General features: G+C 70.8%; 24 protein-coding genes. 19 read left to right on the forward strand and 5 right to left on the reverse strand.

Features of this window, described 5'->3' with window-relative positions:
* Positions 1-8: 8 nt before the first annotated feature.
* The 6 genes from ACFYZZ_RS18505 to ACFYZZ_RS18530 all read left to right on the forward strand — a co-directional run bounded on the left by ACFYZZ_RS18505 (position 9) and on the right by ACFYZZ_RS18530 (position 5,606).
* Positions 9-788 (forward strand): winged-helix domain-containing protein, encoded by a 780-nt coding sequence (locus ACFYZZ_RS18505; protein ID WP_389176751.1) that lies wholly within the window; start codon positions 9-11, stop codon positions 786-788.
* Positions 789-885: 97 nt separating this feature from the next.
* Entirely contained in the window at positions 886-1,908 is a 1,023-nt protein-coding gene (locus tag ACFYZZ_RS18510) for a LacI family DNA-binding transcriptional regulator (protein ID WP_389176753.1), read from the forward strand.
* An 88-nt stretch (positions 1,909-1,996) separates the two neighbouring features.
* Complete coding sequence (locus ACFYZZ_RS18515; RefSeq protein WP_389176755.1) at positions 1,997-3,010, forward strand: S1C family serine protease; 1,014 nt, start codon at positions 1,997-1,999, stop codon at positions 3,008-3,010.
* 28 nt (positions 3,011-3,038) lie between these two features.
* Positions 3,039-3,290 carry a hypothetical protein gene (locus tag ACFYZZ_RS18520; protein ID WP_389176757.1) on the forward strand — a complete coding sequence of 84 codons (252 nt, stop codon included), beginning with the start codon at positions 3,039-3,041 and terminating at the stop codon, positions 3,288-3,290.
* A gap of 106 nt (positions 3,291-3,396) precedes the next feature.
* Positions 3,397-4,131, forward strand: a complete 735-nt coding sequence (locus ACFYZZ_RS18525; RefSeq protein WP_389176759.1) for a response regulator transcription factor — start codon at positions 3,397-3,399, stop codon at positions 4,129-4,131.
* Entirely contained in the window at positions 4,128-5,606 is a 1,479-nt protein-coding gene (locus tag ACFYZZ_RS18530) for a sensor histidine kinase (protein ID WP_389176761.1), read from the forward strand. Before ACFYZZ_RS18525 ends, ACFYZZ_RS18530 begins: the two co-directional genes overlap by 4 nt.
* On the opposite strand, the gene ACFYZZ_RS18535 is transcribed toward ACFYZZ_RS18530, so the two are convergent.
* On the reverse strand, positions 5,581-5,940 hold the full coding sequence (locus ACFYZZ_RS18535) for a hypothetical protein (RefSeq protein WP_389176763.1): 360 nt from the start codon (positions 5,938-5,940) through the stop codon (positions 5,581-5,583). The genes ACFYZZ_RS18530 and ACFYZZ_RS18535 overlap by 26 nt on opposite strands.
* The gene (locus ACFYZZ_RS18540) at positions 5,937-6,287 is read right to left on the reverse strand and encodes a DUF6247 family protein (protein ID WP_389176765.1); all 351 of its coding nucleotides are present in this window, start codon (positions 6,285-6,287) and stop codon (positions 5,937-5,939) included. Before ACFYZZ_RS18540 ends, ACFYZZ_RS18535 begins: the two co-directional genes overlap by 4 nt.
* 414 nt (positions 6,288-6,701) lie before the next feature.
* Here ACFYZZ_RS18540 and ACFYZZ_RS18545 point away from each other — a divergent pair, with 414 nt between their 5' ends.
* Positions 6,702-7,424, forward strand: coding sequence for a hypothetical protein (locus ACFYZZ_RS18545; RefSeq protein WP_389176767.1), 723 nt, complete (start codon positions 6,702-6,704; stop codon positions 7,422-7,424).
* A gap of 58 nt (positions 7,425-7,482) precedes the next feature.
* Here ACFYZZ_RS18545 and ACFYZZ_RS18550 read toward each other — a convergent pair whose 3' ends face one another.
* Entirely contained in the window at positions 7,483-9,276 is a 1,794-nt protein-coding gene (locus ACFYZZ_RS18550) for a bifunctional metallophosphatase/5'-nucleotidase (RefSeq protein WP_389176769.1), read from the reverse strand.
* Between the two features lie 170 nt (positions 9,277-9,446).
* Between ACFYZZ_RS18550 and mshD the strand changes: the two genes are divergently transcribed.
* The 8 genes from mshD to ACFYZZ_RS18590 all read left to right on the forward strand — a co-directional run bounded on the left by mshD (position 9,447) and on the right by ACFYZZ_RS18590 (position 17,821).
* Positions 9,447-10,373: a mycothiol synthase gene (mshD, locus tag ACFYZZ_RS18555; RefSeq protein WP_389176771.1), complete on the forward strand. Its 927-nt coding sequence runs from the start codon at positions 9,447-9,449 to the stop codon at positions 10,371-10,373.
* Positions 10,374-10,478: 105 nt separating this feature from the next.
* Complete coding sequence (locus ACFYZZ_RS18560; protein ID WP_389176773.1) at positions 10,479-10,865, forward strand: GntR family transcriptional regulator; 387 nt, start codon at positions 10,479-10,481, stop codon at positions 10,863-10,865.
* The gene (locus tag ACFYZZ_RS18565) at positions 10,862-11,758 is read left to right on the forward strand and encodes an ABC transporter ATP-binding protein (RefSeq protein WP_389176775.1); all 897 of its coding nucleotides are present in this window, start codon (positions 10,862-10,864) and stop codon (positions 11,756-11,758) included. Before ACFYZZ_RS18560 ends, ACFYZZ_RS18565 begins: the two co-directional genes overlap by 4 nt.
* On the forward strand, positions 11,755-12,768 hold the full coding sequence (locus ACFYZZ_RS18570; protein ID WP_389176777.1) for an ABC transporter permease: 1,014 nt from the start codon (positions 11,755-11,757) through the stop codon (positions 12,766-12,768). The genes ACFYZZ_RS18565 and ACFYZZ_RS18570 overlap by 4 nt, the downstream gene beginning before the upstream one ends.
* Positions 12,765-13,622, forward strand: a complete 858-nt coding sequence (locus ACFYZZ_RS18575) for a hypothetical protein (RefSeq protein WP_389176779.1) — start codon at positions 12,765-12,767, stop codon at positions 13,620-13,622. Before ACFYZZ_RS18570 ends, ACFYZZ_RS18575 begins: the two co-directional genes overlap by 4 nt.
* Before the next feature lie 222 nt (positions 13,623-13,844).
* Positions 13,845-16,199: an RNA degradosome polyphosphate kinase gene (locus ACFYZZ_RS18580; protein ID WP_389176781.1), complete on the forward strand. Its 2,355-nt coding sequence runs from the start codon at positions 13,845-13,847 to the stop codon at positions 16,197-16,199.
* Positions 16,180-17,388, forward strand: coding sequence for a CHAD domain-containing protein (locus tag ACFYZZ_RS18585; RefSeq protein WP_389176783.1), 1,209 nt, complete (start codon positions 16,180-16,182; stop codon positions 17,386-17,388). The genes ACFYZZ_RS18580 and ACFYZZ_RS18585 overlap by 20 nt, the downstream gene beginning before the upstream one ends.
* Before the next feature lie 19 nt (positions 17,389-17,407).
* A complete protein-coding gene (locus ACFYZZ_RS18590) occupies positions 17,408-17,821 on the forward strand; it encodes an NUDIX hydrolase (RefSeq protein ID WP_389176785.1) in 414 nt (137 codons plus the stop codon).
* A gap of 22 nt (positions 17,822-17,843) precedes the next feature.
* On the opposite strand, the gene ACFYZZ_RS18595 is transcribed toward ACFYZZ_RS18590, so the two are convergent.
* Positions 17,844-18,017 (reverse strand): hypothetical protein, encoded by a 174-nt coding sequence (locus ACFYZZ_RS18595; protein WP_389176787.1) that lies wholly within the window; start codon positions 18,015-18,017, stop codon positions 17,844-17,846.
* Between the two features lie 144 nt (positions 18,018-18,161).
* Here ACFYZZ_RS18595 and ACFYZZ_RS18600 point away from each other — a divergent pair, with 144 nt between their 5' ends.
* A complete protein-coding gene (locus ACFYZZ_RS18600; protein ID WP_389176789.1) occupies positions 18,162-19,031 on the forward strand; it encodes a hypothetical protein in 870 nt (289 codons plus the stop codon).
* A gap of 95 nt (positions 19,032-19,126) precedes the next feature.
* Positions 19,127-19,300, forward strand: coding sequence for a hypothetical protein (locus ACFYZZ_RS18605; protein WP_386573815.1), 174 nt, complete (start codon positions 19,127-19,129; stop codon positions 19,298-19,300).
* Positions 19,301-19,340: 40 nt separating this feature from the next.
* On the opposite strand, the gene ACFYZZ_RS18610 is transcribed toward ACFYZZ_RS18605, so the two are convergent.
* Positions 19,341-19,646 carry a metal-sensitive transcriptional regulator gene (locus ACFYZZ_RS18610; protein WP_345059085.1) on the reverse strand — a complete coding sequence of 102 codons (306 nt, stop codon included), beginning with the start codon at positions 19,644-19,646 and terminating at the stop codon, positions 19,341-19,343.
* A 206-nt stretch (positions 19,647-19,852) separates the two neighbouring features.
* Between ACFYZZ_RS18610 and ACFYZZ_RS18615 the strand changes: the two genes are divergently transcribed.
* Both ACFYZZ_RS18615 and ACFYZZ_RS18620 read left to right on the forward strand, forming a co-directional pair.
* A complete protein-coding gene (locus ACFYZZ_RS18615) occupies positions 19,853-20,473 on the forward strand; it encodes a DUF47 domain-containing protein (RefSeq protein WP_094216994.1) in 621 nt (206 codons plus the stop codon).
* 7 nt (positions 20,474-20,480) lie between these two features.
* Positions 20,481-21,479 (forward strand): anion permease, encoded by a 999-nt coding sequence (locus ACFYZZ_RS18620; RefSeq protein ID WP_389176791.1) that lies wholly within the window; start codon positions 20,481-20,483, stop codon positions 21,477-21,479.
* The last annotated feature ends 223 nt before the right edge of the window (positions 21,480-21,702 follow it).

A 21,702-nucleotide genomic window follows, 5' to 3' on the forward strand; every position in this document is an offset into this window, starting at 1 on the left:
CCAGACGTATGAGTTCTCTGCTGCTCCTGACCAACGCCCTCCAGCCGTCGACGGAGGTGCTGCCCGCACTCGGCCTGCTCCTGCACAACGTGCGGGTCGCCCCGGCCGAAGGCCCCGCCCTGGTCGACACCCCGGGCGCCGACGTCATTCTCATCGACGGCCGCCGCGACCTGCCGCAGGTGCGCAGCCTCTGTCAGCTGCTGCGCTCGACCGGCCCCGGCTGCCCCCTTCTCCTCGTCGTCACCGAGGGCGGCCTGGCCGCCGTCACCGCCGACTGGGGCATCGACGACGTCCTGCTCGACACCGCCGGCCCGGCCGAGGTCGAGGCCCGGCTCCGGCTCGCGATGGGCCGGCAGCAGATCGTCAACGACGACTCCCCGATGGAGATCCGCAACGGCGACCTGTCCGTGGACGAGGCGACCTACTCGGCCAAGCTCAAGGGCCGGGTCCTGGACCTCACCTTCAAGGAGTTCGAACTCCTCAAGTACCTCGCCCAGCACCCGGGCCGCGTCTTCACCCGCGCCCAGCTGCTGCAGGAGGTGTGGGGCTACGACTACTTCGGTGGCACCCGGACCGTCGACGTGCACGTACGGCGGCTGCGCGCCAAGCTCGGCCCCGAGCACGAGTCGCTGATCGGGACCGTCCGGAACGTCGGTTATCGATTCGTTACGCCCGAAAAAGGCGACCGGTCCGGTGACGGCTCCAAGGCCAAGGCGGACCCGGCAAAGGCAGAAGATACGGGCGCATCGGCCGTGTTGGACGACTCCGAGGTCCGCGCGGACGCGTAGCGGATGCATGGGAACCGCTTGTGCAGGGCATTGCTACCGCACAGTCGGCATGCGATACGCCCTGCCCAGAGCGGGTCCATCCGCGTAGACTCCGCGCGTGGCCAAGGTGACTCGGGATGATGTGGCACGGCTGGCTGGGACCTCCACCGCCGTCGTCAGTTATGTCATCAACAACGGACCCCGGCCGGTCGCCCCGGCCACGCGCGAGCGTGTCCTCGCCGCGATCAAGGAGCTGGGATACCGGCCCGACCGGGTCGCCCAGGCGATGGCGTCCCGGCGCACCGACCTCATAGGCCTGATCATCCCGGACGCCCGTCAGCCCTTCTTCGGGGAGATGGCGCACGCGGTCGAGCAGGCCGCCTCCGAGCGCGGAAAGATGGTCCTCGTCGGCAACACCGATTACATCGGCGAACGCGAGGTGCACTATCTGCGCGCGTTCCTCGGTATGCGGGTGTCGGGCCTGATCCTGGTCAGCCACGCGCTGAACGACCTCGCCGCCGCCGAGATCGAGGCCTGGGACGCCCGGGTGGTGCTGCTGCACGAGCGCCCGGAGGCCATCGACGACGTCGCCGTCGTCACGGACGACCTGGGCGGCGCCCAGCTCGCCGTACGCCACCTGCTGGAGCACGGCTACGAGTACGTCGCCTGTATGGGCGGTACGGCCGAGACGCCGGCCGTGGGCGACCCGGTCTCCGACCACGTCGAGGGCTGGAAGCGGGCCATGGCCGAGGCGGGCATCTCCACCGAGGGCCGCCTGTTCGAGGCGCCGTACAACCGCTACGACGCCTACCGCGTGGCCCTGGACGTCCTGTCCGGTCCGAACCGGCCGCCCGCGGTCTTCTGCTCCACCGACGACCAGGCGATCGGCGTACTGCGGGCCGCGCGCGAGCTGCGCATCGACGTGCCCGGTGAGCTGGCGGTGGCCGGGTTCGACGACATCAAGGAGGCGGCGCTCGCCGACCCGCCGCTGACGACGATCGCCTCGGACCGCTCGGCGATGGCCCGGGCCGCGGTGGACCTCGTCCTGGACGACGGGCTCAGGGTGGCGGGCTCGCGGCGCGAGCGGCTGAGGACCTTCCCGTCCCGGCTCGTGGTCCGCACGAGCTGCGGCTGCGTCTGAGCCCTCTTTATATCGGGCAAACGAGGTTCTGTCGGGCTTCTCAGGGAGCACTCAGGAAGCTCTCATGGTTCCGGGACATCCTCCTTTCATGACCGAGAGCCAGGGCACATACAGCCCTCAGCCGCACAGCTACTCCGCTCCCGTGAACCCCGAGTGGCCGCCCCCGCCGCCGTACGAGCCCCCGACGGCCACGATGCCCGTCCCCGAGCCCGGCCCCGCGCCGAGGCGCAGGCGCACCCGCGGCCCGATAGGGCTGCTCGCGGCGGTGGCCATCGTCGCGGCCGCGGTCGGCGGCGGCACGGCCTACGCCTTCCAGGAGCTGACCGGCAAGGACACGGTCGACTCCACCGGTACGACCACCACGGTGGTCCCCTCCAGCAAGAAGGGCGACGTCGCAGCGATCGCCTCCGCGGTCAGCCCGAGCGTGGTCGAGATCCAGGCGACGCTCGGCAGCGGCTCGTCCACCGGCTCCGGCGTGATCATCACCGGTGACGGCGAGATCGTCACCAACAACCACGTCGTCTCCGGCGCCACCTCCGTCAAGGTGCGCACCAGCGACGGCAAGAGCTACACCGCCGAGATCGTCGGCACCGACAGCTCCAAGGACCTCGCGCTGATCAAGCTGAAGGGCGCCTCCGGTCTGAAGGCCGCCGCGCTGGGCAACTCCTCGAACGTCCAGGTCGGCGACTCGGTCGTGGCGATCGGCTCTCCCGAGGGCCTGACCGGCACCGTCACCAGCGGCATCGTCTCCGCGCTCGACCGTGACGTGACCGTCTCCACGGACGAGAACCAGGGCCAGAACCAGGGCGGCGACGGGCAGTGGCCGTTCCAGTTCGGCGGCCGCGAGTTCAACGGCGACACCGGCTCGTCCACGACCACCTACAAGGCGATCCAGACGGACGCCTCACTCAACCCCGGCAACTCCGGCGGCGCGCTGATCGACGCGAACGGCAACATCATCGGCATCAACTCCGCGATGTACTCGTCGAGTTCGCAGTCCTCGTCCTCGTCGGACGCGGGCAGCATCGGCCTGGGCTTCGCGATCCCCGTCAACACCGTCAAGTCCGACCTGGCCAAGCTGCGGGCGGGCTCCACCAGCTGAGCCCCCGCGAGACACGAGGGAGTACGTCATGATCAAGCACGTTTCGCACCAGGCCTCCGGCACCGGTCCGGCCGACCTCACCCTGGCCCTCTCGGTCGCGCACGCACTGCACGCGCCGGTCCCGCGCGCCCCGGAGGTGCCGCCGGTCCCGCGCGCTCCAGAGGTGCCGCCGGTCCCCCAGCTGATGGGCCTGCGCACCCCCGCCGGCCGCCCGCACCGCCGCAAGGTGCCGCTGCACCGCCTCTCCGCGTTCCGCGAGCTGACCACGCTGGGCGCCTGAGCCCGGCACACGCGCCCGGCGGCCTCGACTCGTGCGAGGCTGAGAGACACCCGTCCACGACCGAGACACCCGTCCACGACCCACCGCACCCCGAGGAACGCGAGCGATGAGCCCCGCCGAAGGCGACCGTGACCCCCAGCGCATCCTGATCGTCGACGACGAGCCCGCCGTCCGCGAGGCGCTCCAGCGCAGCCTCGCGTTCGAGGGGTACGACACGCAGGTCGCCGTCGACGGCGCGGACGCGCTGGACAAGGCCCAGGCCTACAAGCCCGACCTGGTCGTCCTGGACATCCAGATGCCCCGCATGGACGGCCTGACCACCGCCCGCCGCATCCGGGGCGCCGGCGACACGACCCCGATCCTCATGCTCACGGCCCGCGACACGGTCGGCGACCGGGTGACGGGCCTGGACGCCGGGGCCGACGACTACCTGGTCAAGCCCTTCGAGCTGGACGAACTCTTCGCCCGTATCCGCGCCCTGCTCCGCCGCAGCACCTATGCGTCGGCCGTGTCCACCGAGGCCCAGGAGGACGAGGCGATGACCTTCGGCGACCTGCGCATGGACCTCGCGACGCGCGAGGTCACCCGGGGTGGCCGCCCGGTCGAACTGACCCGCACGGAGTTCACCCTGCTGGAGATGTTCATGGCCCACCCGCGCCAGGTCCTCACCCGCGAGCAGATCCTCAAGGCCGTCTGGGGCTTCGACTTCGAGCCGTCGTCCAACTCCCTGGACGTCTATGTCATGTACCTGCGCCGCAAGACGGAGGCCGGCGGCGAGCCGCGGCTCGTGCACACGGTCCGGGGCGTGGGATACGTCCTTCGTCAGGGCGGCGCGGAATGAACAGGCTGGTCCGCAGCTACCGGACCCTGCCGATCCGGGCGCGACTGGCGATGCTGGTGGCGGCGGCGGTGGCGTTCGCGGTGGCCGCGGTCTCGGTCACCTGCTGGTTCATCGTGGAGCGGAAGCTGTACGACCAGCTCGACAACGATCTGCAGAAGGCCTCCTCGCCCCAGCGGTACGGGGACGCGATGTCCACGCTGGAGTCGTGCCCGCAGAAGCCGAGCGGGTCCGACTTCGGCGGCTTCCGCATCCACAGCAGCTACTACCAGCTCATGAAGCGGGACGGCACCGCCTGTGTGTTCGCGAACTCCGCGGGCCGGGTGAAGACCACCGACTCCGACATCTCCGTCATCGCCGAAGCGGCCGCCCGCGACGGCGTACTGCACATGAAGTTCCTCAGGCGCAACGGCACCGACTCCGAGGGCAACGCCGTACGCGTGCTGACCCAGCCCCTGACCGTCACCGGTACTCCGGGCACTCCGCCGCAGCTGGTTCCGGACGCGGCTCTCCAGGTCGCGATACCGCTGAAGAACACCCAGAAGACGCTCAACGACCTCGCGCTGATCCTCCTCATCGTCTCCGGTATCGGCGTCGTCGGGGCCGGTGCGGCGGGCCTCGCGGTGGCCCGTGCGGGACTGCGGCCGGTCGACAAGCTCACCGAGGCCGTCGAGCACGTCGCACGGACCGAGGACCTGAGTGTCCGCATCCCCGTGGCGGACGACAGCGAGGACGAGGTCGCCCGGCTCTCCCGCTCCTTCAACTCGATGACCACCGCCCTGGCCGGCTCCCGCGACCTGCAGCAGCAGCTCATCGCGGACGCCGGCCATGAACTCCGTACACCCCTCACTTCCCTCCGCACCAACATCGAGCTGCTCACCCGAAGCGAGGAGACGGGCCGCCCGATCCCGCCGGAGGACCGCAAGGCGCTCCTCGCCTCGGTGAAGGCGCAGATGACGGAGCTGGCCTCCCTGATCGGCGACCTTCAGGAGCTGTCCCGCTCGAAGGGCCAGCGCGGCGAACGCGTCCAGGTCGTCGCCCTCCAGGACACGGTCGAGGCCGCCCTGCACCGGGCCCGGCTGCGCGGACCGGAGCTGACGATCACGGCGGACCTGAAGCCCTGGTTCGTACGCGCGGAGCCCTCCGCCCTGGAGCGGGCGATCGTCAACATCCTCGACAACGCGGTGAAGTTCAGCCCCGACGGCGGCACGATCGACGTCCAGCTGGCCGACGGCGTCCTGACCGTCCGCGACCACGGCCCCGGCATCCCCGCCGACGAACTCCCGCACGTCTTCGACCGGTTCTGGCGCTCGCCGAGTGCACGTGCGTTGCCGGGTTCGGGCCTGGGCCTGTCCATCGTGGCCCGTACGGTGCAACAGGCGGGCGGCGAAGTCACCCTGACCCGGGCGGAGGGTGGCGGCACGGTGGCGACCGTGCGGCTGCCGGGGGCGGCTACTGCTCCGCCGGAGGTTCTGTAGGGGGTTCGGTTCCTAGCCAGAAGAGCTGTTCCACCACAATCTGCGGATCTTCGGTGCGGGGTACGAAGACGAACCTCAGCCAGCCTTGTCCGTTGTCGAACAAGCAGATGTGACGGCCCTTCGGCTCAGTGGACCGGATTGGCCGCACCTTCATGCCATCGGGAAGGCCCGCATCGGTCTCGATGCCGCGGAAATAGGGGTCCTTGGCAGTGACCAGTTCGGCACGCGCGGCGTAGACCATTTCTCGTGCATGCGCAGGCAACGCTTCCAGGGCAGCCAGAGCATCGAGCCGCCAGTCCATCTGCCAGGGCGGTCCCATGAACCCGTCGGTCACTGGCCGGGCTCCAGTTTCTGCACACGGTGGTGGATCTTCGCTGCCTCTTCGAGAAGGGCCTTGGCCTCGTTGATGTCGGTGCACTCGTACGCGGCCCGGTGTTCGAGATCACGAACGTGCGCGTCCAGCTTGGGATCGCGGGCCAGGGCGTACTCGCCCCACCAGAGGGCCATGAACGCCGGCACAGGGCCCAGGTCGTACGTGTCGGCAATCGCCCGCTTCCAGTGGGCGTCGAAGTCGGGGAGCAGCTTGGGGGCGTGCTCGGCGATGGCCTCGCGCAGCGCCTTCGGCGTCCGTTCGGGCATGGGAGGGACGACCGACTCGGGTTCCGCAGCGTGAGCAGCCATGACCGATGTCCTCCTTTGACGCGCTGTGTCTACGACCATAACCGCCTTGCACCTTTGCCATCAGGAGTTCGTGACCCGGCCGCCCCTCGGCCGCAAGACCCACGATGGCCGAGGCACAGCCCCCGAAGCGGCACACCTACCAGCGATCACCCGAACGTGTGCACACCAGCCAATGACCAACTCCTATGTCGTCGGGAACGTCGACTTCGTCTGATCAACCGCCGCCGCTGGCCCCGCATCGTCCTGGGCCAGGCCGCCTGGGCGATGCTCTGTGCCCTGCTTCTCACCCAGGTGCCATGGACGGACCGGACCGTTCCGCAGATCATCTTCTGGGCGGGCTGGTGCCGACGGCGGCCACGATCTGGTTCGACCGGCGGAAGAGGACCTGAGGCAGCGCACGGAGGCGGGCGGGGCGTGGACACGTACGACGGCGGGATCGAGCGCGAGTACCGCAAGCGGAAGAAGACACCGCCTCTCATGGCCCTCAGCATGGGACTGCTGGGTCTGAACGCCCTCTTCCAGCTGCACCGGCAGCACACCACGCCCCCGTGGGTTCCGGCGTCGATCGCCGCGTGCTACCTCCTGGGGGCCGCACGGATGGTGGTGTACATGCGGCGCGGCCGCACCCTCATCGGCGCCCGCGGGATCACCGCACGGCGGGCCCTGACCGAACGCAGCCGGGCCTGGCACGAGATCTACGACATCCGGGCCGAGCCGGTGCCGAATGCCGCCAAGTCGGCCCGCAAGTGGTTCACGTTCCTCTACGACACCGAAGGCCGCCGGTTCGTGCTGCCGCACATGGACGACTGGCAGCTGGACGACGTGCCCGCCGAGGTCGCCGCGCTGCGCGAGGCCGCCGCCCGGCACCGCGGCGCGGCCTGGGACCGGCGGCCGGAGGTGGAGGCCCGGATACGGCGCCGGGCGGGGCACCGCAAGGCGTGGGAGCGGGCGTTCACCGGCGGCGTCATCGCCCTGGTCTGCGGCTTCCTGCTGTGGGTGGTGCTCCTGTTCACCAAGGACCACCCGCCCACGTTCCTCCCCTTCCTGTGGCTTCCGCTGGGCACGTTCGCGGTGCTCGCCGCGCTGCTGCACTGGCGCTGGGAGTCCCAGGTTCCCCGGGAGCTGCGACAGCCCTGAGAGGCATCCTCAGGGCTGTTCCGGAACCGCAGCACTGTTCACACAGGCTCTACTGCCTCTACTGCACGACGGTGATCCGGTCCGCCGCCGTAGGCGCGAGCGGTGAGGCGGCCGACGAGTGTGCCGTCAGGTACTTCTCCAGTGCGGCCAGGTCGTCCCCGCCGACCAGGTCGCCGGTGCCCTTGCCGAGTGTCGGGAAGCCGTCGCCGCCGCCCGCCAGGAAGCTGTTGGTGGCGACGCGGTAGGTGGCCGCCGGGTCGATCGGCGCGCCGTTCAGCCGGACGGAGTCGGTGACCACGCGGTCGGCGCCGGTCTTCGTCATGTCCAGCGTGTACGTCAGACCCGCCGACGGCTGCAGGATCTTCGGTGCCGCCGCGTTGACGCCGCTCACCTGCTCCTTGAGCACCTGGATCAGCTGGGCGCCGGTGAAGTCCTGGAGGTTCACGGTGTTGGCGAAGGGCTGGACCGTGAAGCCCTCGGCATAGGTGACGACTCCGTCGCCCTCGGCGCCCTTGGCCTGGTAGGTCAGACCCGCGCGCACGCCGCCCGGGTTCATCAGGGCGAGGCTGGTCTTCGGGTCCAGCTCCCGGCCGTAGGCGAGCTGCGCGTCGGCGATCAGGTCGCCCATCGGGGACTCGGTGCCGGTGTTGTTGATGTCGGCCGAGATGTAGCCGATGGCACGGTTGCCGATGGGGGCCGCCAGGGTGTTCCAGCGGGAGATCAGGTCCGTCATGTCCGGGGCCTTCGGGACGTCCCGGGTGACCACGTGGTTCGCGGACTTCACGGCCGTACGCGCGATGTCGCCGGTGAAGCGGTCGTACGTCAGCGTGGTGTCGGTGTACAGACGGCCGAAGGAGGCCGCCGAGGTGACCATGCGGGGCTTGCCCGACGGGTCGGGGACCGTGCAGACGTAGGCCTGGTGGGTGTGGCCGGTGACGAGGGCGTCGACCGCCGGGGTCACGTTCTTCGCGATGTCGACGATCGGGCCCGAGATGCCGGAGCCCGCACCCGGGGAGTCGCAGTTGTAGTTGTACGCGCCCGAGGCCGGGAAGCCGCCCTCGTGGATCAGGGCCACGATCGACTGGACGCCCTGGCGCTGCAGCACCTTGGCGTACTTGTTGATCGTCTCGACCTCGTCCTTGAAGGCCAGTCCCTTGACGCCGTCGGCGGAGACGATGCCCGGGGTGCCCTCCAGCGTGACGCCGATGAAGCCGATCCGTACGTCCCGCTTCTTCCAGACCCAGTACGGCTTCAGGATCGGCTTGCCGGTCTTCTCGTCCTGGACGTTCGCGGCCAGGTACGGGAAGTCCGCGCCCTCGAACTCCTCGTCGTTGTAGCAGCCGTCCGTGGGGTGGCAGCCGCCGTTCTGCAGGCGGGCCAGTTCCCGTGCGCCCTCGTCGAACTCGTGGTTGCCGACCGAGGTGACGTCCAGGTCCAGCTTGTTGAGCGCCTCGATGGTGGGCTCGTCGTGGAAGAGACCGGACAGCAGCGGGGAGGCGCCGACCATGTCGCCGCCGGCCGCGGTGATGGAGTACGGGTGGCCGTCGCGGGCCTTGCGCAGGTGCGTGGCGAGGTACTCGACGCCCCCCGCGTCGATCGTCTTCGTCGTGCCGTCCGGCTGGAGTTCGGTGACCCGGCCGGAGGAGCCCGACGGGGGTTCGAGGTTGCCGTGCAGGTCGTTGAAGGACAGGAGCTGGACGTCCTGGTAGCGGCTCGGCAGCGGGTGATGCCCCTGGTCCCCGTGGGCCTGCGCGGGCAGCGCGGCGGCCAGGGCGGCGGCCGTGGCGAGAGCTGCGGTCGCGCCGAGGAAGGCGTAGGTACGACGTCTGGTGCGCCGGGGCGCGGCTGGCATGGGACCCCCCTGTGGGTCGGCTGTGGCGAGTGGCCGTTTCCGGCGCAGCCTAGGGTCAACGCGCGTAGCGCGACAGGGGGTTCGAGGTTACTTCCTGGTTTCCCTTTGGTGATTCCTTTAAGTGCTGCGGTGTCGGCACTTCGGCCCGCCCGCCCCGTACCCTCGTACGCATGAGCAGCGACGACGCCGTACGGCCCTTCCCCTCCCGCTCCATCGAGACCTTCTCCGCGCTCGACCCGGACCGGGCCGAGGCCGTGCTCGGGCTGCTCGCCGAGGCCGCCCGCGTCGACGGGCAGCAGTCGGTGTCCGAGCAGGGCCGGCTGCAGCTGCGCGGGGGCGCCCGCCCCGGTGTGTCGCATCTGCTGCTGACCGTCGGGGACGAACTCGTCGGCTACGCCCAGCTGGAGGACACCGACCCGGTGGAGGCGCCGGCCGCCGAACTGGTCGTCCACCCCGCGCACCGCGGGCACGGGCACGGGCGGGCGCTGGGCTCGGCGCTGCTCGCCGCCTCGGGCAAGCGGCTGCGGGTGTGGGCGCACGGCGGGCACTCCGCCGCACGGCACCTCGCCCAGGTGCTGGGGCTGACCCTGTTCCGCGAACTGCGCCAGATGCGGCGGTCGTTGACCGATCTGGAGCTGCCCGAGCCGGTGTTGCCGCCTGGCGTGACCGTGCGCACCTTCGAGCCCGGCAAGGACGACGCGGCCTGGCTCGCCGTCAACGCGGCCGCCTTCGCACACCACCCGGAGCAGGGCTCGCTGACTCAGCGCGACCTGGACGACCGCAAGGCCGAACCGTGGTTCGACCCGGCCGGGTTCTTCCTCGCCGAGCGGGCCGGGGAGCTGGCCGGCTTCCACTGGACCAAGGTGCACGCCGAGGAGGGGCTCGGCGAGGTGTACGTGCTCGGGGTCCACCCGGGCGAGCAGGGCGGCGGCCTCGGCAAGGCCCTGACCACGATCGGCCTGCGCCACCTGGCCGCCCAGGGACTGCCGACGGCGATGCTGTACGTCGACGCGGACAACACGGCGGCGGTGTCGGTGTACGAGCGGCTGGGGTTCGGCACGCACGAGACCGACCTGATGTACCGCACCGAAACGTGACACAGCGACGTGACATGACCCCACGCGAGGGGCGGCCGCCTTGACGGCCGCCCCTCTTTTGCACCACCCTTTCACTACTCAATTAGTGAAAGGGTGGTTCAGCGCGTGGTCGAATTCCGTATCGACCGGCACAGCGGTGTCGCCACCTACGTCCAGATCGTCCAGCAGACCAAACAGGCCCTCCGCCTGGGCCTGCTGCAGCCCGGCGACCGGCTGCCGACGGCCCGCGAGGTCGTCGAGGCCACCGCCATCAACCCCAATACCGTCCTCAAGGCCTACCGCGAGCTGGAGCGCGAGGGCCTGGTCGAGGCGCGGCGCGGGCTCGGCACCTTCGTCCGACGGTCCCTGGGCGCCGCCCCGGCCGACTCCCCCCTGCGGGCGGAGCTGGAGGAGTGGGCGGCGCGGGCCGTCGAGGCGGGGCTGGACCGGGACGACGTGGCGGCCCTCTTCACCGCCGTACTCGACAAGCACTTCCAGGGAGAACGTTCATGAGCGACACGGCTCTGGAGGCCACCGGCCTCGGCAAGCGCTTCGGGCGTCGGGGACGCTGGGCACTGCGGGACTTCGCGTTCCGGCTGCCCGCCGGGCGGGTGTGCGCCCTCGTCGGGCCCAACGGCGCCGGCAAGTCGACGCTGCTCGCGCTCGCCGCCGGGCTGCTCCCGTCCACCGAGGGCCGGCTGACGGTGCTCGGCAGCACGCCCGCCGAGGCCCGCGCCCGGGTCGGCTTCGTCGCCCAGGACAAGCCGCTGTACCCGCAGCTCACCGTCGCCGAGACACTGCGGATGGGCGCCGACCTCAACCCCGAGCGCTGGGACGCGGCCACCGCCGAGCAGGTCGTGACCGGCGGCGACCTGGACCCGAGGTCCCGCATACGGTCCCTGTCCGGCGGACAGCGCACCCGCGTCGCGCTCGCCCTCGCGCTCGGCAAGCGGCCCGAACTGCTGCTGCTGGACGAGCCGATGGCCGACCTCGACCCGCTGGCCCGGCACGAGCTGATGGGCACCCTGATGGCCGACGCCGCGCAGCACGGCACCACCATTGTCATGTCCTCGCACGTGGTGGCCGAGCTGGAGGACTCCTGCGACCACCTGATGCTGGTCGGCGGCGGCCGGATTCGCCTCGCCGGCGAGATCGACGACCTGCTCGCCGCCCACCTGAGGATCAGCGGGGCCGCCGAGTCCACCGATCTGAGCAGGCACACCGTGGTCGAGTCCCGGGTCACCGGCCGTCAGCTGACCGCGCTGGTCCGCCCGGCCGGACCGCTCCCCGGCGACCTGCGCACCTCGACGCCCTCGCTGGAGGAACTGGTCCTCGCCCACCTGCGCAACCCCGAGGCCCCGGCGCTGGGCGCCGCTTCGGCCGTGGCCCAGGAGAGTGCCGCGTGAGCGCCGTGACGACACCGGCGGCCGTCCGCCGCCCGCACCTCACCCGCTGGGTCCTGCGCCTGCACCGGCCGGAGCTGCTCGTCTGGGCGGGCCTGGTCCTCCTCGGCGCCGCCCTGCTGCTGTGGCTCGGGGGACCCCTCACCGACGCGGCGGCGGACGGCTGGCGGCAGTACAAGGCCTGCCACTGGTCCGAGAAGTGCGCCTACGACCAGGACGCGATCCTGCGCTACAAGGACACGTACAACTACCTCACGCTCCCCCTCGCCGCGCTGCCGCTCCTGGTCGCCGCCTGGGCGGGCGCCGCCCTCACCGGCCGCGAGCTGGAGTCCGGCACCGCGCGACTGGCCTGGGCACAGGGCGTCACCCCGGCCCGCTGGCTGGCGACCAGGCTGGCCCTGCCGGCCGCCGCGGTCACCGCGGGGACGAGCCTGCTGGTGTTCCTGCACCACCGGGCGTGGGTGGCCGCTCGCGGCCGCGTCGACACCCTCAAGAGCCAGTGGGACTGGTGGACCTTCCAGACCAACGGCCCCACCACCGTCGCCCTGTCCCTGGCCGCCCTCGCCGTGGGTGCCCTCGCGGGCCTGGCCCTGCGCCGCGCCCTGCCCGCGCTGGCCACCGGCGTCGTCGCCACCGGGGGCCTGTGGGGCGTCGCGCAGTGGATCATGCCGCACCTGTGGCCGACCGTCACCCACGTGACGAGCTTCGGACACGCCTCCGGCTACTCCTCCCCCGGCCTGGGCGTCGACCAGGGCCTGGTCACGCGCACCGGCGGGCACATCCCCGAGCCCCGCTGCCACGCGGACACGTGGGAGGGCTGCCAGCGGCTGTTCCAGAAGCGGGGTGGCGTCGGCTTCTACTACACCAACCACCCCGACGCGCACTACTGGCCGCTCCAGCTGACCACCAGCGCCCTGGTCCTGGCCCTGGCCGGACTGTTCACGGTGGCCGCGTTCCTCGTGCTCCGCCGCCTCACCGGCGCTCTTCGTCTCCCGAAGGGAGCCACCGCATGAGCGCCGCCGTCCAGGGGCTGCCCCGCACCGTGCTGCGGCTGCACCGCACAGCCCTGCTGATCTGGGCCGCCGTCGTCGCCGGCCTTGTCTGCTGGCTGGTGTACCTGAACGAGGTCACCGCTCCCGCCACCCGCAGGGCGGTACAGGCCTGCGCCCACGCGGACGTGTGCATCGACGCCTTCGACAGCTTCGACTACGGCAACACGGTCGGCTGGGTCGGCACCCTCATCTGCTACACCTTCCTCGCCGTCGCCGTCTTCGCGGGCGGCGCACTCGTCGGCCGCGAACTGGAGTCCGGTACGGCGCGGCTGGCCTGGACACAGGGCGTCACCCCGGTGCGCTGGCTGACCGCCAAGCTGGCCCTGTCGGCCGTGGCCGTCGCCGCCGGGGGACTGGCCCTGGTCCTCGTGTTCCGCTGGAGCTGGGCGGCCAACGAGGACCTGATCCCCATCACCAACTGGTACCAGAACGACATCATCGTGGCCCGCGGCCCGCTCACGGTGGCGTACGGCCTGTGCGCCCTCGCCGTCGGCGCGCTCGCCGCGCTGCTGCTGCGCCGCACCCTGGCCGCGCTCGGCGCCGCCTTCGCCGCGATGTGGCTGCTCAACTTCCTGCTCACCCGCTACCGCGCCGACCTGTGGCCGGCGGTCACCCGCACCTCGCCCAGCGAGCCGGACCTGGCCCACGACGTCTGGCGCGTGAACTGGGGACGGAACGCCGACGGCTATTTCGCCGTCTACCACCCCGCGTCCCACTTCTGGGCACTCCAGTGGGTGGAGACCGGCATCGTCCTGGCCGTGGCGGCGCTGACCACCGCCGCCGCGTACGCGGTACTGCGCCGCCGGGCGGCCTGACACCGAGGCGAGCCGAGGCTCCGTACGCCCCTTCGGTCCCGTACGTCCCTTCCACGGGGGGAGTGACGTACGGGACCGCAGTTTTCGCGGGTACGGGAACGTCAATTTCGGGCGTACGGGATCGTCACGCGCGCACCGCGGACCCCTTCGGGCCGCCCCCCGATATCCCGCACGTCATGTCTCCGTAACCATCGATTCAGACGGTCTTGCGACGCTCAACCAATGAACCCCGCCGTGCCAGAGCCTTCGCCGCCCCCCGAGGGGCTCGCGGGAAACGGGACCGTAAGGCTCCCTCCCGCACGTTCCGACGCGCCTGTCTCGCCCTTGGCGCGGAAGAATGGGTTCATGAGTCAGCAAGACACCCAGGCAGAGGTCCAGCACGTCCAGCCCTCCGTGGGCTCCATCGCCGCGCACCGGCCGCACACCGTGTCGGCGAACGTCTCCGACCTCGAGCCCGACATCGATGCGGACCTCGACGCGTACGAGGAGGCGCAGGGTGAGGGGGCACCGCTGCCGCAGGGGCGTTTCCTCGACCGGGAGCGCAGCTGGCTCGCGTTCAACGAGCGCGTACTGGAGCTGGCCGAGGACCCGAACACGCCCCTGCTGGAGCGCGCCAACTTCCTGGCGATCTTCGCCAGCAACCTGGACGAGTTCTTCATGGTCCGGGTGGCCGGTCTGAAGCGCCGGATCGCGACGGGCGTCGCCACCCGTTCGGCCTCCGGACTGCAGCCGCGCGAGGTCCTGGAGATGATCTGGGCCCGCTCCCGCGAGCTGATGGCCCGGCACGCCGCCTGTTACCACGAGGACGTCGCCCCCGCGCTCGCGGAGGAGGGCATCCACCTGGTCCGCTGGAACGAGCTGACCGAGAAGGAGCAGGCGCGCCTCTTCACGCTCTTCCGGCACCAGATCTTCCCGGTCCTGACCCCGCTGGCCGTGGACCCCGCGCACCCGTTCCCGTACATCTCCGGCCTCTCCCTGAACCTGGCCGTCGTCGTGCGCAACCCGGTCAGCGGCCACAAGCACTTCGCCCGGGTGAAGGTGCCGCCGCTGCTGTCCCGCTTCCTGGAGGCCGCGCCCGGCCGGTACGTCCCGCTGGAGGACGTCATCGCCGCGCACCTGGAGGAGCTGTTCCCGGGCATGGAGGTGGTGGAGCACCACGCCTTCCGGCTGACCAGGAACGAGGACCTGGAGGTCGAGGAGGACGACGCCGAGAACCTGCTCCAGGCCCTGGAGAAGGAACTCATGCGGCGCCGCTTCGGGCCGCCGGTGCGCCTGGAGGTCGAGGAGTCCATCGACCGCGAGGTGCTCGACCTGCTGGTGCGCGAGCTGAAGATCAGCGAGGCCGAGGTCTACCCGCTGCCGGGCCCCCTGGACCTCACCGGCCTCTTCCGCATCGCCGGCATCGACCGTCCCGAGCTGAAGTACCCGAAGTTCATCGCGGGCACCCACCGCGACCTCGCCGAGGTCGAGTCGGCGTCCGCGCCCGACATCTTCGCGGCCCTGCGCAGCCGGGACGTCCTGCTGCACCACCCGTACGACTCCTTCTCGACATCCGTGCAGGCCTTCGTCGAGCAGGCGGCCGAGGACCCGGACGTCCTCGCGATCAAGCAGACCCTGTACCGGACCTCCGGTGACTCCCCGATCGTCAACGCGCTCATCGACGCCGCCGAGGCCGGCAAGCAGGTCCTGGTCCTGGTCGAGATCAAGGCCCGCTTCGACGAGCACGCCAACATCAAGTGGGCGAAGCGTCTTGAGGAGGCCGGCTGCCACGTCGTGTACGGCCTGGTCGGCCTGAAGACCCACTGCAAGCTGTCCCTGGTGGTCCGCCAGGAGGGCGAGACGCTGCGGCGCTACAGCCATGTCGGCACGGGCAACTACCACCCGAAGACGGCACGCCTGTACGAGGACCTCGGTCTGCTCACCGCCGACCCGCAGGTCGGCGCCGACCTGTCCGACCTCTTCAACCGGCTGTCCGGCTACTCCCGCCGCGAGACCTACCGCCGGCTCCTGGTCGCTCCCAAGTCCCTGCGGGACGGCCTGATCTCGCGGATCAACAAGGAGATACAGCACCACCGTGCGGGCCGCCCGGCCTTCGTCCGCATCAAGGTCAACTCGATAGTCGACGAGGCGCTCATCGACGCCTGCTACCGGGCGTCCCAGGCGGGCGTGCCGGTCGACATCTGGGTGCGGGGCATCTGTGCCATCCGCCCGGGCGTCGCGGGCCTGTCGGAGAACGTCCGGGTCCGCTCGATCCTCGGCCGGTTCCTCGAACACTCCCGGGTGTTCGCCTTCGGCAACGGCGGCGAGCCCGAGGTGTGGATCGGCAGCGCCGACATGATGCACCGCAACCTCGACCGCCGGATAGAGGCCCTGGTCCGGGTCACCGACCCCGGCCACCGGGCAGCCCTGAACCGGCTGCTCGACACCGGCATGTCCGACACCACCGCCTCCTGGCACCTCGGCCCCGACGGCGAGTGGACCCGGCACGCGACGGACGCGGACGGACAGCCCCTGCGCAACGTTCAGGAGATGCTCATAGACGCCCGGAGGCGCCGGCGTGGCACAGCAACACCTTGACCCGACGGACCCCACGGCCACGGAGGTGACGGGGGACGCCCTGGCGGGCTACCTGCGCGCCCAGGCCACGGAGTTCCTCCGCGCGCTGCGCCTGCACCGGGAGAACGGCGGTACGGCGAACGGCGGCGCGGCGAACAAAACGGAGGAGGCCGTCGACGCGGCCCGGGCGCTGCGCCGCTCGGCCCGCCGCATCAGCGGCAGCCTGCACACGTTCCGCCCCCTCCTCGACACGGACTGGTCGGAGGAGATGCGTCCGGAACTGGCCTGGCTGTCCGGCACGTTGGGCCTTGAACACGCGTACGAGTCCCGCCTGGAACGGCTGTTGCTGGCGTTGCACCGGTTGTCGGGGGCGGCGGTGTTCCCGGGACAGGCGGTGAGCGACGCGGCGGGCCGCCGTAGCGGGGCTGCGGGCGCGGCCGCTCCCTCGGCCGACGCAGCCGGCGCGTCAGCCGCCGTAGCTGCGGGCAGTCGTGCCGCTGGGGCGGCACGGGTGGGCGCGGCACGGGTGGGCGCGGCACCTTCCAACGCCAGTGGCCCTGCCCACCCGACGGCCACCCCAGAGCGCGGCAACCTCACAGTAGGCGCGGCAAAAGCAGGCGCCCTACTCGAACGCCAGCTCACCCTCGCCCGGACCCGAGCCCATTCCACGGCCCTCCAGGCCCTGGGATCGAGCCGCTTCCACGCCGTCGCCGACAAGGTCGCCGTGCTCGCCAGCGAGGTCCCCCTCACCCCGGCCGCCCCCACCACCGACCTGCGCCCCCTCGCGGCCGCCGCCGAGGAACGCCTCACGGACGCCATCACCGCCCTCCCCCTGCTCACCGCCGGCCACCCCTACAACGCGGAGGCCCTGGTCCACGGCCTGTCCCCGGACCCGTCCCCGCACCCCCAGGACGGCCCCTGGCACCAGGTCCGCCTGCTGCTGCGCCTGCACCGCTACGCCTTGGAGGTGCTGTGCGGAGGCAGCACCCCCGTGGACGTACGCCTGCTCGCGGCGGGCCAGGCCCTGAACCGGCACCGGGACGCCTCGGAGGCAGCGGCCGCGGCCGCCCAGGCGGCTCGCACGCCCCGCATCGCACCGGCGACGGCGTACGCGCTCGGCGTGCTCCACGCCGACCAGCGGCACGAGGTGGAGGCGGCCCGGTTCGCCTTCCAGCAGGCGTGGCAGAAGCAGACGGTCAACGCACCCTGAACCCTCCCGAGGAGGCGGTGTGAACGACACCCTGGTCCTGGCGGCGGGCTGCGTGCTGTGGCGCCGCTCGCCGGTGGACGACGAGCTGGAGGTCTGTCTGGTCCACCGGCCGAAGTACGACGACTGGTCCCACCCCAAGGGCAAGCTCAAGCGGGGTGAGGACCCGCTCGCGGGTGCCCTGCGCGAGGTCGCCGAGGAGACGGGCTACACCGCCGAGCCCGGCAACGAGCTGCCGGCCCTGCACTACCTGGCCAACGGCCGCCCCAAGCAGGTGCGTTACTGGGCGGCCGAGGCGGTCTCCGGCCGGTTCACCCCGAACAAAGAGGTGGACCGCATCCTGTGGCTCTCCCCCACCGCGGCCCGGGGCCGGCTGACCCAGCCCCGCGACCGCGACCTCGTGGACACCCTCGTGCGGGAATTCGAGCACAGGTAGCGGCGGGGGGCGGCCGGGGCCCTCACAGGGCCGCCGAGTGGCCCGCCGCGTCCGTTCTGGCCTGGCTGCGCGCCCGGCGGGCCGGGCCGCGCCAGCCGCAGGTGCAGCGGGCGACACAGAAGCGCCCCTGCTCGATCGTCGTCGTGAGGTGCTCCTGCCCCTGCCGGAGTCGCTCCGGCCCGTCCTCCTGCGCCACGCCGACAACGTTACCGACACCCCGGTTAAAGCGTTTGTATGCCCTATCCCAGCCTTCGGCAGTGCGTGACGGCACTCCCTACTCGTCGTTAACCGGAACGACAGGGGGCCCGTGACGGACGTACCGGCTGGGGGTAGGCAGGCGATGGATCGGCGGCAGCAGAGGCGCGCGGGCAGGACGGTCGTCGCGGTGGGGATGATGGTCGGGCTCGGCGTGGGTGCCACAGGGTGTTCCAGCAGCGGTGCCGCGGCCCAGGGCGTCAACGGCGCGGGCGGCAACCCCGTGACCGCCCTGCAGCGCGCCGCCGACACCCTGCGCGGTGCGGGCAGCTCCAAGGCCACCACGTCCATGGAGATGGCGACCGGCGGCACCCGGGTCACCATCCGCGGCAAGGGCGTCTACGACTACCGGCGCCGGCTCGGACAGCTGACCGTGATCCTGCCGGAGGACCCCGCGGGCACCTCCGGGCACCGGCCCATCACCGAACTCCTCGCCCCCGGCGCCCTGTTCATGAAGAACCGGGGTGCGGGGGTGCCCGCCGACAAGTGGGTGCGGGTGGAGACCGCGAGCCTGTCCGACGGCAACCTCGTCACGGGCGGCGCGACGGACCCGTACGCCGCCGCGGAGGTGCTGCGCGGGACGCGTACGGCGACGTACATGGGGCGGACGAAGGTCGGCGGCACACAGGTGCGGCACTACCGCGGGACGGCCGATCTGTCCCACGCGTCGAGGCGTGCCTCGGCCGCCGGCCGGGCGTCCCTGGCAGCGGCAGCGAAAGGGTTCGCCACGGCCGAGGTTCCGTTCGACGCCTATCTGGACGACGAGGGCCGCATCCGCAAGCTGCGTCAGCACTTCAGTTTCGTCAACGGCCGCGAGAAGACCGCCGTGGCGGTCGCCTCGACGACCCTGCTGTACGACTTCGGCGCCCCCGTGGACGTGCGCCTGCCCAGTCCGAAGGACATCTACGCGGGCCGGATCGCCGACAGCGGGGCCGAAAACCAGTCGGCGCACTAGTCCGGACCGCCACCCGCGAACTAGCCCGTCCGTGCCATGCGCGGTGTGTAGACCGCTCCCTACTCTAGGAAGTCGGTGACGGTTGAGAAGAGGTGATGCACGTGGCTCCGGTCGGCGGTACGGCAGTTCAGGACCACGTGGCCCTCGCCGAGATCGAGCTGTGCGGAGAGCTGATCATCGCCGCCTCGGCCGCCGAGGACCGGCTGAGCCTGGAGAGCATCGACGAGGTACTGCGGGTGGCCGAGGAACGGGAATCCGCCGAGGTGTGATCAGGCCCTGCCGGCCCTGATCACACCCCGCCGGCTCCGATCAGGTGCGCAGGAGCCGGCCGATCGCCTTCGTGGCCTCGTCCACCTTCGCGTCGATCTCGTCGCCGCCCTTGACGGCCGCGTCCGCGACACAGTGCCGCAGGTGCTCCTCCAGCAGCTGGAGGGCGAAGGACTGCAGGGCCTTGGTGGAGGCGGACACCTGGGTGAGTATGTCGATGCAGTAGGTGTCCTCGTCGACCATGCGCTGCAGACCGCGGATCTGCCCCTCGATCCGGCGCAGCCGCTTGAGGTGCTCGTCCTTCTGCTTGTGGTAACCGTGCGTGGCGCCGGCCTCGGTCGTCGTCATCGCGGGCCTCCATATCGGGACGAACTGAGGAAACATACCCCTGGTGGGTATATGGTAACGAATTTTGCTGGGTAAAGGGCCCTTGGTACGCCCCCGTGCTGATCACCATGCCCGATGGGTGACACTGGAGGACGACCCGATAGCCGTGGCCGGATGTTGCGCCTAGCATCAGCCTGACCGAAACCGAAGCACCCCGAGGACCACACGTGCGCTTTCGTCTGACCCCCAGGGAGACGAGCTTCTACGACATGTTCGCCGCATCCGCGGACAACATCGTCACCGGCTCGAAACTCCTGATGGAACTGCTCGGGGCGGACGCGTCTGCCCGGGCCGAGATCGCAGAGCGTATGCGGGCCGCGGAACACGCAGGTGACGACGCCACGCACGCGATCTTCCACCAGCTGAACTCCTCGTTCATCACGCCGTTCGACCGCGAGGACATCTACTCCCTCGCCGGGTCCCTGGACGACATCATGGACTTCATGGAGGAGGCCGTCGACCTCGTCGTCCTCTACAACGTCGAAGAGCTGCCGAAGGGCGTCGAGCAGCAGATCGAGGTGCTGGCGCGCGCTGCCGAACTGACGGCCGAAGCGATGCCCAACCTGCGCACGATGGACAACCTCACCGAGTACTGGATCGAGGTGAACCGTCTGGAGAACCAGGCGGACCAGATCCACCGCAAGCTGCTGGCCCACCTCTTCAACGGCAAGTACGACGCGATAGAGGTGCTCAAGCTCAAGCAGATCGTGGACGTCCTGGAAGAGGCCGCGGACGCGTTCGAGCACGTGGCGAACACGGTGGAGACCATCGCCGTCAAGGAGTCCTGAGGCGTCGATGGACACCCTCGCTCTCGTCGTGACCATCGCGGTCGCGCTCTTCTTCACGTACACGAACGGTTTCCACGACTCCGCGAACGCGATCGCGACGTCGGTGTCGACGCGGGCGCTGACCCCGCGGGCGGCGCTCGCCATGGCTGCGGTCATGAACATGGCCGGCGCGTTCTTCGGAACCGGGGTCGCCAAGACCGTCAGTGAGGGCCTGATCGAGACGCCCTCCGGGTCGACCGGGATGGGGATCCTCTTCGCGGCCCTGACCGGCGCGATCACCTGGAACCTGATCACCTGGTACTTCGGCCTGCCCTCTTCCTCCTCCCATGCACTGTTCGGCGGCCTGGTAGGGGCGGCGCTGGCGGGCGGTACGGACGTCCTCTGGAACGGCGTCCTCGACAAGGTCGTCATCCCGATGTTCCTGTCGCCGGTCGTGGGCCTGATCGTCGGCTACCTGGTCATGCTGGCGATCATGTGGATCTTCCGCCGGGCCAACCCGCACAAGGCCAAGCGGGGCTTCCGTATAGCGCAGACGGTCTCGGCGGCGGGCATGGCGCTGGGCCACGGCCTCCAGGACGCCCAGAAGACCATGGGCGTGGTGGTCATGGCCCTGGTGATTTCCGGCCACGAGACGTTCGGTGAGCCGATCCCGGTGTGGGTGAAGATCGTGTCGGCGGTGATGCTGTCCCTCGGCACCTACGCGGGCGGCTGGCGCATCATGCGCACGCTGGGCCGCAAGATCATCGAACTCGACCCCCCGCAGGGTTTCGCCGCCGAGACGACCGGTGCGTCGATCATGTTCGCGACGGCGTACCTCTTCAAGGCGCCGATCTCGACCACTCACGTGATCACCTCGGCGATCATGGGTGTCGGCGCGACAAAGCGTGTGAACGCCGTCCGCTGGGGCGTGGCCAAGAACATCGTCATGGGCTGGTTCATCACGATGCCGGCAGCGGCCCTGGTAGCGGCCCTGTCCTTCGGCCTCCTGAACCTGACGATCCTGTAACCCACAGACCCGCCCACCACACCCACCCGTCTCGGTCCGCTGAAAAGCCGGACAGAGGGGGTGGGTGTTCCTTTCCCCGCTTCTCAGCCGACCGAGACGGGTGGGCGAGTGGGAAAGAAAACGGGGACCAGGGGCGAACCCCTGCGAGGTTGGGGGCGGAGCCCCCGGAGCAGCGGCCGAGGCCGAACGCAGTGGGCCCGCCCCCGGGAGCCAGGGGCGGGCC

The sequence above is a fragment of the Streptomyces sp. NPDC001816 genome, assembly GCF_042892235.1.
Lineage (GTDB): Bacteria > Actinomycetota > Actinomycetes > Streptomycetales > Streptomycetaceae > Streptomyces.

Excerpts from the sequence above, each read along its gene's own strand:
- ACFYZZ_RS18605 (WP_386573815.1), top strand. The coding sequence starts at position 19,127 with ATGCACGTGGCTCCGGTCGGCGGTACGGCAGTTCAGGACCACGTGGCC.
- mshD (WP_389176771.1), top strand. The coding sequence starts at position 9,447 with ATGAGCAGCGACGACGCCGTACGGCCCTTCCCCTCCCGCTCCATCGAG.
- ACFYZZ_RS18505 (WP_389176751.1), top strand. The coding sequence starts at position 9 with ATGAGTTCTCTGCTGCTCCTGACCAACGCCCTCCAGCCGTCGACGGAG.
- ACFYZZ_RS18610 (WP_345059085.1), bottom strand. The coding sequence starts at position 19,646 with ATGACGACGACCGAGGCCGGCGCCACGCACGGTTACCACAAGCAGAAG.
- ACFYZZ_RS18575 (WP_389176779.1), top strand. The coding sequence starts at position 12,765 with ATGAGCGCCGCCGTCCAGGGGCTGCCCCGCACCGTGCTGCGGCTGCAC.
- ACFYZZ_RS18520 (WP_389176757.1), top strand. The coding sequence starts at position 3,039 with ATGATCAAGCACGTTTCGCACCAGGCCTCCGGCACCGGTCCGGCCGAC.
- ACFYZZ_RS18580 (WP_389176781.1), top strand. The coding sequence starts at position 13,845 with ATGAACCCCGCCGTGCCAGAGCCTTCGCCGCCCCCCGAGGGGCTCGCG.
- ACFYZZ_RS18565 (WP_389176775.1), top strand. The coding sequence starts at position 10,862 with ATGAGCGACACGGCTCTGGAGGCCACCGGCCTCGGCAAGCGCTTCGGG.
- ACFYZZ_RS18600 (WP_389176789.1), top strand. The coding sequence starts at position 18,162 with ATGGATCGGCGGCAGCAGAGGCGCGCGGGCAGGACGGTCGTCGCGGTG.
- ACFYZZ_RS18540 (WP_389176765.1), bottom strand. The coding sequence starts at position 6,287 with ATGGCTGCTCACGCTGCGGAACCCGAGTCGGTCGTCCCTCCCATGCCC.
- ACFYZZ_RS18525 (WP_389176759.1), top strand. The coding sequence starts at position 3,397 with ATGAGCCCCGCCGAAGGCGACCGTGACCCCCAGCGCATCCTGATCGTC.
- ACFYZZ_RS18530 (WP_389176761.1), top strand. The coding sequence starts at position 4,128 with ATGAACAGGCTGGTCCGCAGCTACCGGACCCTGCCGATCCGGGCGCGA.
- ACFYZZ_RS18550 (WP_389176769.1), bottom strand. The coding sequence starts at position 9,276 with ATGCCAGCCGCGCCCCGGCGCACCAGACGTCGTACCTACGCCTTCCTC.
- ACFYZZ_RS18515 (WP_389176755.1), top strand. The coding sequence starts at position 1,997 with ATGACCGAGAGCCAGGGCACATACAGCCCTCAGCCGCACAGCTACTCC.
- ACFYZZ_RS18620 (WP_389176791.1), top strand. The coding sequence starts at position 20,481 with ATGGACACCCTCGCTCTCGTCGTGACCATCGCGGTCGCGCTCTTCTTC.